Here is an 11,667-nt window from a genome sequence, read left to right as displayed (position 1 = left end):
CTTTTGGGCGGTTTTACGGAAGTCGCCTTACACATAGCTCTTTGCTTCTCGTAGCACGTTTCGGCGCGGAGGCCAGAACGCAGTTACAAAGGCAATTCCACAAAGAAACTGGTAAGCGGAAAATTCAATCCAAATAGGCGCCGAAAATTGTAGCCAACTTATACCAACTAAAAAATGCGGCTTTGCCAAGGGAACCGTCGGCAAACAGCCAGTTCTGAGAAATATAGAAATATAGAAACATAGAAATCCAAAAACGACCCCAACAAAAAACGGATCCGAAACCTCCAACCAACAGAAATTTCGAATCCGTTTTAAATTTATCGATTAATTATTCAGCACTACTTGAAGTACTGATAGCCGTTGCACTGCTACTAGTAGCGGCAGCGGTCGTATCATCAAGCGTAATGGCCTTTGAGTAAGCCCAGTATTGCTTAGCGCCAGCAGCGGTGCTAAAGCTGAACCGGTACCAAGTTGAGCCTTGCTTGTCCTTGACACCCTTCTTGTTGATGTAGATCTTCTTGCCAGTTGAGGCGCCAACGGATGACCAGCTGTAGGTCTTCATGTTGGTGTAGGCGTTCTTCACGTGGTTGTACAGCTTATACTTGCTGTAATCACTTGAAAGCGTTGCTGTTACACTAGCGTCTGAGTAAGTGACCTTATCAACTGAAGTTGCAGCAGTGTCACTAGATGAAGATGATGATGATGAGGCTGCTGAACCAGTCGTTGAGAAGTCGGTGTTGTAGTAAGACTTAACGAGGGTGTAGAACTGAACCATCGTGTAGCCTTGACCGAAGTACTTCTTCCCGTTTGATGAGTAGTAACCAACGGGATCGGTATGGGTTGAACCACCAAGGTATTTGGCAACCGCACGGTGAGACCAAACGGTACCCTTACCATCGTAATCAGCCCGGTTTGGCTTCAAGCCATATTGGTGCAGCAGGTAAGCCGTGTACCAAGCCGCGTTGGCAACTTCGTGGGCAAAGGCGGACTTGCTGTGAACTTCAACTTGTTCGAATTGAACGTAACGGGCGTTCCCAGGGAAGCCAACGCCCCAAGCGAGGTAGTTGGTGTTGGCGATGTTGATAATGTGATCAGCATCGACGAAGGAGTGCACGAAGGCGTTGTTGTAGTTCTTCTTCATGTAGGCAATTTCGTTGTAAATGGTTGAGCTTGGGTTAGCCGTTTCATGAACGACAACCCCTTCAGGCTTACCAACACCGTTTCGGTAGGCGTTCTTAGGGAAGCCACTCCAAACGGCACTGGTGATCTTAGCAGGCGCAATCTTTTCACTAGAAATATAACTATTAACAGCAGAACTGGCATGAGCCGTCTGCGTACCGGCAAAACCGACCGTGACAAGGGTCAGTAATCCAGTTAGAAGCAAAGTTGTTTTTTTCAAAGTCGTCATCTCACTATTTCGCATTATTTTTTATGAACGGTCGATTCATTTTCTGAAGTTTAGTTTACCGGCAAATGCCAAGGAAAACAACCGGTCTGGCGGTGAAATCCCTTTATGTTACAACGTTAAGCATTGTTTTGACGGGTACTGGCGCACTTATTTTCAATCATATTAAGAACACGTAACAAATCCCTTAAGGTGGGGAATTGGGTGATTTTTGGTTATTTTGGGGTGAAATCCGAATTGCGGGAAGTTAGGGGTGTGCAGATGAAATAACGTTCCGAGACTTGGTTGGCGTCGCGGAACGTTGGGTTTGAGGTGGATGGAATTTTAGTGAACTTAGCGTTGGGAGGGTGGGGTGTTGTGGTTGGCTATTTTTGCGAAGTCGCGTTTTTTAGTTGGTGTAACGTGACTATAACTTCGTATTGTGGTTGATATTACGAGACCACGTTCATGTCCTTGAGCCGAAACGTGTTCCACAGGGCAGAGAGCTGCACGTAAGTCACTTTCACCACAAACTCCCAAACCCGGAGTTTCTGGTAAAAGTAACTTACGCTCTGCTCTCTAAGCGCCCTGTTCTACACTCTGTCTTACTGTCCTCGAGACTAAACACGCTCCACAAAGCAGAGACTTGCACATAAGGCCCGTCAACCATAATCCCCAAAGACCGGGGATTCTGGTTAACGGGCCTTATGCTCCAGTCTCTAAACGCTTTGTTCCGCGCTCTGGTCATTGCTGTCCTCGAGCCGAAACGTGTTCCACAGGGCAGAGAGCTACACGTAAGTCACTTTCACCACAAACTCCCAAACCCGGAGTTTCTGGCAAAAGCAACTTACGCTCCGCTCTCTAAGCGCCCTGTTCCACACTCTGTAACTTTACCTGACACTCCGGACACAATCCGTAAAGTTCAATATGACTACTACTAAACGTGTAGCCGGATTGTTGCTTGGCGGTCAGTTGAATCATTTTCTCGATTTCGGGAAGTTGTGGATCGTAGATATCGGTCACCTTCCCACAGTTTTCACAGATGGCGTGGTAGTGCGGTTGACCGAAGAAGTCGTACCGCACCCCGCCGTTTTCGTTCGGAATCTCGATAACAATCCCGAGTTCCACAAATTTGTTTAGGGTGTTGTACACCGTTGCCAGACTTAGACTGGCCATTTGAGGAGCTAGTTCTTCATAGATGGTCTCAACGGCCGGGTGATTTTCGTGCGTAATCAAGTAGTTTAAAATTAATTTTCGTTGTGGTGTAATGCGAATATGCTTTTGGCGAAGCTGCTGGAGGGCAGTGTCAAGTGCGTCGTTATTCAAAGGTAGGCCCCTTTTTCAGAATTAGACAACGAATCGTTGCCGTTTAGTCTATTAAAACACGTTTTTTAGAATACTTCCAATATAATACACTTAATGTTATCTTAAGCCGCGACGTAGTAGTTATGAGTCGCATCGTAGTTGAACCCCAGTGATGTTAAAACCTCATCCGCGTTATCAGCCTGAACCGCAAACTGGGTGGCGCCGAGTTCACTACGACTAAAGTCATTCATATAGGTAACTAAATCGTGAATCAAAGCGGACCTATCGGCGTCTGTCGTTAACGTTAAGCTGAGTAGGCCAAGGCCATCATCGGTTTTAGACAGGGTCGCGCTGCCGTTAAATGCTTCGGTAACTTTATCCTGAATGCCCCAAGTTAACGCTTGATCATGCATAACGGTACTCATTTCACGATTAATGTAAGTTGCGGTTTCAAGCAACGTTTCGTTTGGAAAGCGTTGTTGACGTAACGCATTGACGTCCTTAACGGTAAACTGGGTTAACCAATCAAGTCGGTAGTGGGGCGTCAAAATTGGGTGGTACAGTTCAAATTTTGCCATGATGTGCTTCCTTGTATTAATGTCATAGGCATAATTTTAGCATGAATGTTCGGTTTTTACTAGAGTGCAAAAAAATGCGGGTAGGTCCCAGAATCTAAGGCCATTAAGCGGTGGACGCCGGGTTTTGGCGTTTGCCGCTTAATGGCCTTAGATGGCCGGGACCTGCATTTTTGAGCACGTTTAGGCTAGATAACAGAAAAAGCAACGATGACAACTTAAATGATCCTGAGATAGACACAACAGTCAATCCTTACACCACAAACCGATAACCACCCTAGACCAATTAACCCGCTCACCCGCAAAGCCCTGTGCTATAATGAACAAGAACAAACATTGCATAATGGGGGATTGAACATGATCGAAACCTTTTTAATTGGCACCTACACGAAGAAGAGTAGTGAAGGGGTCTATCAACTTGAATTAGACACGACAGCTAAGCAGTTACAGCATTTGGAGCTGGTTGGCAAGTCTGGCAACCCAACCTACGTGGCTGAATCTAAGGCGCACAAAGTTTACGCAATTGATGCTGAATCTGAAGACGGCAAGAAGATTGGCGGCTTGAAGGTGTTTGATGCTAGTGCAGCACCATTTACCGAAATCAGCAAGAACTTGACGCCAGGGTCATCACCAGCTTACGTTTCCGTTGATGAAGCCCACCAATTTGTCTTCACGGCAAACTATCACACCGGCGTTGTCACCGTCTACAAGATTGCCGCAGACGGCACATTGACGGTCGCTGACACGGTTACCCACACTGGTAACGGCCCTCGTCCAGAACAACAGGATGGCGCCCACCCACACTACGCTGACTTGACGCCGGATAACCGGTTAGTCGTCTGTGACTTAGGTAACGATACGGTTACGGTTTACAACTTATCAGACGATGGCAAGTTGAGCGAACAATCTAAGTTCACCTGCGAAGCCGGTTTCGGTCCCCGTCACATTGTCTTTAACACCGCTAAAAACGTGGCCTACTTAGTCGGTGAATTGTCCAGCAACGTTTCCGTTTTGGCTTACGATGAAGCCGCTGGCAGTTTCACGTTACAACAAACGTTGAAGACGATTCCGGCTGACTGGACGGCGCACAACGGGGCAGCCGCAATTCGCTTGTCTAGCGATAACCAGTTCGTTTACGTGTCGAACCGGGGCTTTAACACTTTAGCAACCTTTAAAGTCGAAGCTAACGGCCAATTAACGTTGATCGACCAAACGTCCGTTGAAGGCGACTTCCCACGGGACTTCAACTTTAACGCGGATGAATCATTTGTGATCGTGGTTAACCAAAATACTAACAATGCGACGCTGTACACGCGTGACGCAGCAACTGGTAAGTTGACGATGGTTCAAAAAGATTTCACCGTTCCAGAAGGCGTTTGTGTGGCACCACGCGCATAAATTAAATCGATAATCGATAATAGGTTTAACGTCACGGACCCAGTTGGGGTTCGTGACGTTTTTTTGATGGGTTATCGTGCACGTGATAATCATAGTTGCGGTGCTGACTTGGCTATGTTACATTCAGCGTTAACGAGATCAACCGTTCGGCTAACAAAGGCGTCGAGAGGGATACGAAAAGGTGGTTATCACATGAGCCAGTTTCAATTTCAAGGCAATTCAGCAAATATCGAACCGATGGGCGCATACATGCGCAACCAGTTTCCGTTTCTGGGGGTCAAGTCGCCGGACCGGAAACTGCAATCACGGCCGTTGCTAAAGCAGAGTACGCATCAATCAACTCAATTAGTACTGGAATGGGTCGCTGAATTCTACGGGCGACGTGAGCGAGAGTATCAGTACCTCGCCATCGATCTAGCGGTTCACGTGGCGAAACGGCTATCGTTGCAAGAGTTGCACTCACTGACGCCGTACGTGTCACAGAAGGCTTGGTGGGACTCGGTGGACGCTTGGCGGAAGGTGTTTGACGTTTACCTGAAGGCTCATCCGGAAGATAAGTTAACCGTGTTTGAGTGGTTTTATGGCCACCCGGACTTCTGGCAACGGCGAATTAGCATTACACTACAGCTATTGGAGAAGGAGACGTTGGATACGGAATTGTTGACTCGCGCAATCGAGGCGGATCAGACGACGGATGAGTTCTTTATCCAAAAGGCGATTGGCTGGGCGTTGCGCAGCTACGGGAAGTTTGCGCCGGATTGGGTGCGTCGGTTTTTGGCGACGCATGAGTTGTCGGCGTTGGCGGCTCGAGAGGCGGGGAAGTATTTGTAGCATTATGGATGGGAAAAGCAGTGCTGACGGCAATCTTAGGTGATTGGGTCGGCGCTGCTTTTTATGTTTTGCTATGTTATATTGTGGGGATTAATTGTCTATTGCTGTCGTTTGTGTCCAATGTCAGTATGTCTAGTTTGTGAAGTACAGTGATTCTGATCTTCTAATAGTGGGAGGATGCCGCGGGAGGCTCCGGCGCTATGCGGGGACTGGAACGCAGTGGCCAGCCTACGAGCTAGGAATGGGCAAAAACCGCCCATGCCGGATCTCTCCGGACTGGCGTATAACTAAAGCACTCGCACCCCGAACCCCACGGGGCACGACTGCCCAAGTCATACCGACACTGCTGAGCCCCGCGCGCCTCCGCCTCCCGCTACATGGTGCGCTGTTGGCAACCAGAATAGCTGACTGACACATTCTGAAGCCGACGGAACTGTGTGATGTCAGTGTTAGACGATAACTCGACAACTGTAGAAGCAATTGTGGTTAATGTTTAGTAACCGCAATGAATCAACGGTTGCGTGATGCTGAGCTTCATCAGTTGACCGTCACGTTTGGGCTGATTTGATAAGATAACGTTGCCGTTTAACGCGTTTTGAGATGTTCTGCGATAGTGCCGAATTGCGCAATATGAGATTTCGGTCAGCGACTAGGTGGAAGCTGTGTCGCGATAATTGGTGGTTGTTGACGAACTTTCGACAACCGCCAATTATCGGGGACAAATTGAAGACTCGCACGGTTTTTGGCGAGGCTTCGATTTGAGGCCGGAGACCGCCCTTTGGCTCAGGCCGGCCAGCGCTGCTAACCTAGTCGCTGACTGGAATCGTCAGTTCACACAAATCACATTTCACAAACGCACATCAATGATGCTTATGCTAGACACAAACGACAACAAAAAAGCTCTGGAGATATCCCCAGAGCTTTCTTACACATTCTATTATTAATGTTCCTGCATTTCTTCCGGATGCTTCTTTTCATAACGGTATTCCAAGAAGAAGTAACCCGTGATGTAAAGGAAGCAAAGGCTGGGACAATGAATGATAATTGCATTGAGCCAGTTAAATCAGAAACTAACCCTTGAATAGCTGGGAAGATGGCACCACCAATGAGGGCCATCACGATGATTGCACCAGCAGTTTCGGTGTATTTCTTTTCGTGAACTTGATCCAAGGTGTGGGTGTAGATCGTTGGCCATTCAGGACCGAAGAAGAAGCTGGTCATGATGGCTGAGTAAACGGCAGTCATGTTTGGCACCGTAAACGTGATGATCAAGCATAATACGCCTAAGAGAGAGTAAACCGTCAATGTACCCGTGATGGAGAACTTGCTCATGAAGTAGTTAGCAATTAACTTACCAACGAACCAAGCGATGTAGCTGTAGATCATGAAAGTTGAAGCAGCGGCATCAGTGATGCTGTGGTTCAAGTTCAAGGCCAAACGAATGGTAAATGACCAAACCGTGGTTTGCAGACCGGCGTAAACGAATTGGGTGAAGACCCCTTTCTTAAAGCCGGTGTTGTGCCAAAGGTACTTGATCGTTTCGCCTAAGCTAGGACGTTCTTCTTGGGCTTCTTCACCAGCGGCTGATTCAGCAACGGCTTTGGCCCGTGGCATTGGCACGAGGGCGAAGATGATCAACATAACAAGCAGGACAATTAAGATGTACTTGTATGGCCGCAACGTTAATTGCAACATCTGTTCACCGTAAGCGATTCGCTCAGCACCGTGCATGTTTGCCATCTTATCGGCCAAGTTACCAACGGAACCGAAGATCAGGTATTTACCAAGCAAAATCCCGGTGATGTCGCCAAGTGGGACCAACGTTTGGGAGAAGTTCAACCGAATCGTGGCGAACTGCTTCGGTCCTAACATTGAGCTGTATGTGTCACAAGAGGTTTCCAAGAAACTCAAGCCAATCGCAATCGCGAAAATGGCAACCAGGAACATGCTGTAAGTTGCAACCCGTGATGCTGGGAAGAACATCGCACAACCGAGAATGTAGAAGATCAACCCGGTCATAATGGCAAATTTATAACTGGCTTTCTTGATGATCAGTGATGCTGGAATCGCAATCAGGAAGTAACCACCGTAAAATGCGGATTGAACGAAGGCCGTTGCGGCATCGTTAAGTTGAAAGACGGTCTTGAACTGAGTGATCAAGATGTCGTTCAAGCTGGCTGCGGCGCCCCAAAGTGGGAAAATCAGAGAAACCAGCAAGAATTGGAAAACGGGGGTTTTGCTAAGGTACCCATCAGACAGTTGAGTCCAACCGTGATGCTTAGCCTTTGTAGCAGTTTGTTCCATGTTGTTAGACACTCCTTTGGCTGGTGGCGGTGAGAGAGGACCGACCACCGATTAGTTAAAATAATGGCAGTTAAAACGTTTTACGAGATACAAAAAATTAAAAGGTAACGCCGGATTCCAAGATAATGTTTGAGAATGGCGTCATCTCACCAGTCCGCACGAAAGCGTGGGTCTTGGCAAGGTCTTGCTTCAATTCGCTGTGAGGCATGAAGGCAATTTCAACATCGGGTAACAGGTCTTTGATGGCCGTCAATTGCTTAGGGTTTTGCGTTTTGATCTCATCCGCAAGGTAGATCTTTTGAACTTCAAGCTCGCTTAAAATGTTTGATAACACGTCAATGAAGCTTGGGAGATTCTTGGTTAAGGCCAAGTCAATTTTCTTGGTGCCCATTGGGACTGGCATGCCGGCATCGCCGATACTCAACCAATCCATGTGACCCATTCCGGCAATCACCGTTGAGAGTTCTGAGTTGATAACAGTCGTTTTCTTCAATGTTGTAACATCCTTTCAGTGTGACTAAAATCAAATTGATTAGCGGGAAACACTAAGTGAAAGACCTGTCAAAATTAGATAAACCGTTTTACTAGTGCTACCCAGTTCTTGTTACTGACTAACGAATGATACTTTAGCATATGGTGAAAACGATTGCAACTGTTTCTTTGGCAATAACTTCACATAATCGACTGTAAGTTAAACGGTTTAAGTGCCGTAACACACTGAGGCTGTATGTCACGGCAGTGTTTTGAATTTCGGCTAAAAAATTGCATTTTTTATTTGTGACCGGGAATAATTGGAATCGATTGAGAAAAATTGACGTGCCATTGTGAGCGACAAAACAATCCTCAAAATCACCCGGTGGTTGTTAAGAATTAGCTAAGCAATCTCATTTAACCAATCCCGGTCTGATAAGGTTGATGAGCATTCACTTTTGGTAAGATTAGAAGTCACTAAACTCTATGCAGAATCCCGTATTTTTTTGAGGAAAGATGTTATCATGACCGTGGTTGAAAGAATAACACGTTAAGGAGCGTGAACAATATGATGAATCGGTTTAATTTGCAGCTAGTTGCTATGGGACGTCAAATGACGTTAGGACGAGGGTTGATCTTACTCTTGAATCTGCTGACCTTTGCGACGTTGATATTCGGCTCATCGGCCATGTTGTTTGCAGCGCTAGTCTTTACGAGTTTGCTCTTATTCACGGGTCACTTCTTGGTGTTCAGCTCGACGCAGCAGGCGAGCCGGTTACAACAACTCGATCTGTGGCTGATCGGCTTAACGCTAGTGGCCGGGTACTTTAAGTTAATGTTTATGATTTAGGCGACTTCACTAACGGGTCATTGCATTACAGCTTGAATCTCAGTCCAAATAAAATACGGTAGCTACCTTAATCGGGTAGTTGCCGTATTTTTTGTTGGCGCTTGTTAGCTATTTCCAAATCACCAATTGTTTGTTAGCTGACACATAGTTGCCATTCGTCAGTTGGTAACGCGTTGCCTTGCCAGTCTTGATCAGGCGTTTTACTTTGAGCACTTGATTACGCTTGGTCGTGCGCACTTTGCCGGTCAACTTAGCAGTCTTGTACTGGTTGATGCCTTTGGTACTGATGACACGAATGCGTTTAGTGTTGCTTTGGTAGTACAGGTTAGCAACGTAACTTGGGTTGGCTGTCACGTAACCGCCCGCAACCCGGTAACGTTTTGCACCACCTTTAGAGTAACTGACACCCAGAACGGTGAAGGTTTTCGCCTTTGTCCGAGCTTGTTTCTTAAAACTTTGAAGTGGTTGATTGAGTTCAACGGTTTTGTGAAGTCGCATTGCGCGTTTTGCATAAATCTTGTACGGATGTTTCACTTTTTTGATGACTGGATCACTTGAAATTGGAACGATTGGGGTTACGTCTGGTGTGGTTTCCGGTGTTGGGGCTGGTTCTGGGGTAGTCGTACTACCACCGCCAGTACTACCGCCACCGTTATCGGTGTTGCCGCCCGTATTCGAGCCAGTATAGGCATCGTTTTCAATGTTTAATGTCAATGGTCGGATACTGTAGCCACCAATTTCAGCCGCGTTTTTCAAGGCGATATTAACGGTCGCCGTCGCGAATTCAACGCTGGAACTTAGGCCGGTCAATTGATTATTTTCAGCGGCTAGACCACCATTGACCACTGTTACTTGAAGGTCTTCTTCAGCCGTTAATGGACGACTGCCATCATTGTTCGTAACGGCAACCAGATTGGGCAATAGTTCACCAAACGCAATATTGCCGTCGTCATCTGTTGTCACATCCATCGTTACGATTTGGTTACTGAAGGCAGTTGACGCCATTTTCGTGCCAACCGGAATCTCAAGTTTGTCGATGGCATTGTTGGCAAATGCCGCCGCCCCCCACGGAAATCTGGTTGGCAACCCGCAGATAGCTTTGATCCGCGTGGACGAATTTAGCGAATTCCACTTTATCAATGTGATTATTCGCGAATGCTTGATCACCGATGATGACCGAAGAGTAAGTCGTTTTCGGGAATTCCAAGGTTTCAAGTTGGTTGTTCATGAAGGCCTTGTTCCCAATCGTTAAGCTGGTCTTTACGTTTTTCGGCACTTCCAGTGTTTCAATCTGGTTGTTCATAAAGGCGCCATCGCCAATCACCAGACGTCCAGAAAGACTCTTGGGCAGTTCAACGGTCGTCAACTGATTATTCGCAAATGCCTGATAGCCCACGGTCAACGATTTAGCAGTCGTTGGGAAGGTGACTTTGCTAATGCCAGTCGCATTAGCGGCTTTAGGCAAGAGGCTTCGGAGATGATCTAATGAAAATGCCTTCGTGTCGACGCTAAGACTGTCACCTAACGATGAATCAAAGATCAACGTCCCACCATTGATGAGACCGAGGGCAGCTTCAGTGTTGGCAGCAAGCCAATCAGCCTTGAAGCCAAGCACCTTGCCACTTTGAATGTTGGCATTCTCACTGGTCAACGTCACGCTCGTTGCGGTGACGGGTTGCGTGACCGTTTCGGTAGACGTTGTTTCAGCAGCGGCAGCGGGGATGAGGCGGTCGGTGTCAGGCCTAAGATTAAGGTGCTGATCATCAGGGTCCGCAAGAGCGTTGTCGTTTTCATGGTGAAACCTCCTTTTTTGGGCGGGAGCGGCTAATTAACAGATTGCTTATAACTCTAATGTTATTCTTACTATTACTAGTGTAACGGTTAAATAGGAAACAAATCAACCTAATTGTCCTACATTCATACATTGTTCAGTGTTTGTTCATAGATTGGTCACAATTTGACTTATAGCTGTCGTTTGTGTCCAGCGTAAGCATTCTTGTGTTTAGTTTGTGAAGTGCAGTGATTTGCGTGGACTTACGATTCCGGTAAGCGGCTAGGTTCCTGCTGTGGGGCCGGTCTGAGCCAAAGGGCGGTCTCAGACCTCAAATGTAAGCCTCGCCAAACCCCATGCGAGTCTTACATTTGTCCCCGATAATTGGCGGTTGTCGGGAGAACACCAACAACCACCAATTATCGCGACACAGCATCCACCTAGCCGCATACCGAAATCTTACATTGGCGTAATTCGGCACTATTGTAGACCATCTCAAATGCTTAACTGAACGACTTGCGACAGTATTACAATGACTGACGTTGAATCGACAAACGCTAAAGTTGATCAACGGTCGATGTTTCGTCATCATGACGGACAAGATGTCAATCTATTCTGAATGTTGACTTAATCCACTTGAACGTACTGTTGACCCGATGTCGTAACGTTGCCGTTCAATACTTACTGAGATGCTTGCAATTGTCAGCGTACGACAGTTTGGTCCTTCATGATAAATTTTGGGGAGTGCGGTCCTGCTGCCGATAATCCGCAAACAAGA

Annotated in this window: 9 protein-coding genes and 1 pseudogene; 3 read left to right on the top strand and 7 right to left on the bottom strand. The window is 46.9% G+C overall.

Translation table 11 applies throughout. From position 1 onward, the window contains the following. Nucleotides 1-328: 328 nt before the first annotated feature. The 3 genes from JCM2765_RS14530 to JCM2765_RS14520 form a co-directional block, all read right to left on the bottom strand. Nucleotides 329-1,399, bottom strand: coding sequence for a peptidoglycan recognition protein family protein (locus JCM2765_RS14530; RefSeq protein WP_054737348.1), 1,071 nt, complete (start codon nt 1,397-1,399; stop codon nt 329-331). Between the two features lie 846 nt (nt 1,400-2,245). Further along, complete coding sequence (locus JCM2765_RS14525) at nt 2,246-2,710, bottom strand: Fur family transcriptional regulator (protein WP_054737347.1); 465 nt, start codon at nt 2,708-2,710, stop codon at nt 2,246-2,248. Between the two features lie 101 nt (nt 2,711-2,811). Then, complete coding sequence (locus JCM2765_RS14520; RefSeq protein WP_054737346.1) at nt 2,812-3,267, bottom strand: hypothetical protein; 456 nt, start codon at nt 3,265-3,267, stop codon at nt 2,812-2,814. Between the two features lie 354 nt (nt 3,268-3,621). On the opposite strand from JCM2765_RS14520, the gene JCM2765_RS14515 reads away from it, so the two are divergent. Continuing rightward, the gene (locus tag JCM2765_RS14515; RefSeq protein WP_054737345.1) at nt 3,622-4,662 is read left to right on the top strand and encodes a lactonase family protein; all 1,041 of its coding nucleotides are present in this window, start codon (nt 3,622-3,624) and stop codon (nt 4,660-4,662) included. Between the two features lie 192 nt (nt 4,663-4,854). Next, nucleotides 4,855-5,493, top strand: a complete 639-nt coding sequence (locus JCM2765_RS14510) for a DNA alkylation repair protein (RefSeq protein ID WP_054737344.1) — start codon at nt 4,855-4,857, stop codon at nt 5,491-5,493. 940 nt (nt 5,494-6,433) lie between these two features. On the opposite strand, the pseudogene fucP reads toward JCM2765_RS14510, so the two are convergent. Both fucP and rbsD read right to left on the bottom strand, forming a co-directional pair. Then, nucleotides 6,434-7,797: pseudogene (gene fucP / locus JCM2765_RS14500) on the bottom strand (L-fucose:H+ symporter permease). A gap of 97 nt (nt 7,798-7,894) precedes the next feature. Continuing rightward, nucleotides 7,895-8,290, bottom strand: coding sequence for a D-ribose pyranase (rbsD, locus tag JCM2765_RS14495; protein ID WP_054737342.1), 396 nt, complete (start codon nt 8,288-8,290; stop codon nt 7,895-7,897). Between the two features lie 546 nt (nt 8,291-8,836). Here rbsD and JCM2765_RS14490 point away from each other — a divergent pair. Continuing rightward, nucleotides 8,837-9,118 carry a hypothetical protein gene (locus JCM2765_RS14490; RefSeq protein WP_054737341.1) on the top strand — a complete coding sequence of 94 codons (282 nt, stop codon included), beginning with the start codon at nt 8,837-8,839 and terminating at the stop codon, nt 9,116-9,118. 108 nt (nt 9,119-9,226) lie between these two features. On the opposite strand, the gene JCM2765_RS14485 is transcribed toward JCM2765_RS14490, so the two are convergent. Together JCM2765_RS14485 and JCM2765_RS14480 are read right to left on the bottom strand one after the other, a co-directional pair. After that, complete coding sequence (locus JCM2765_RS14485; protein WP_156301815.1) at nt 9,227-10,204, bottom strand: DUF5776 domain-containing protein; 978 nt, start codon at nt 10,202-10,204, stop codon at nt 9,227-9,229. After that, a complete protein-coding gene (locus tag JCM2765_RS14480; RefSeq protein WP_054737339.1) occupies nt 10,143-10,769 on the bottom strand; it encodes a leucine-rich repeat domain-containing protein in 627 nt (208 codons plus the stop codon). Before JCM2765_RS14480 ends, JCM2765_RS14485 begins: the two co-directional genes overlap by 62 nt. Nucleotides 10,770-11,667 lie beyond the last annotated feature (898 nt).

Source organism: Secundilactobacillus similis DSM 23365 = JCM 2765 (assembly GCF_001311075.1).
Taxonomy (GTDB): Bacteria; Bacillota; Bacilli; order Lactobacillales; family Lactobacillaceae; genus Secundilactobacillus; species Secundilactobacillus similis.
Note: the sequence above shows the minus strand (reverse complement) of the source record. Positions and strands in the feature narration are given on the sequence as shown.

Coding starts and splice junctions, on each gene's coding strand:
- JCM2765_RS14520 (WP_054737346.1), bottom strand. CDS start 3,267: ATGGCAAAATTTGAACTGTACCACCCAATTTTGACGCCCCACTACCGA.
- JCM2765_RS14515 (WP_054737345.1), top strand. CDS start 3,622: ATGATCGAAACCTTTTTAATTGGCACCTACACGAAGAAGAGTAGTGAA.
- JCM2765_RS14510 (WP_054737344.1), top strand. CDS start 4,855: ATGAGCCAGTTTCAATTTCAAGGCAATTCAGCAAATATCGAACCGATG.
- JCM2765_RS14490 (WP_054737341.1), top strand. CDS start 8,837: ATGATGAATCGGTTTAATTTGCAGCTAGTTGCTATGGGACGTCAAATG.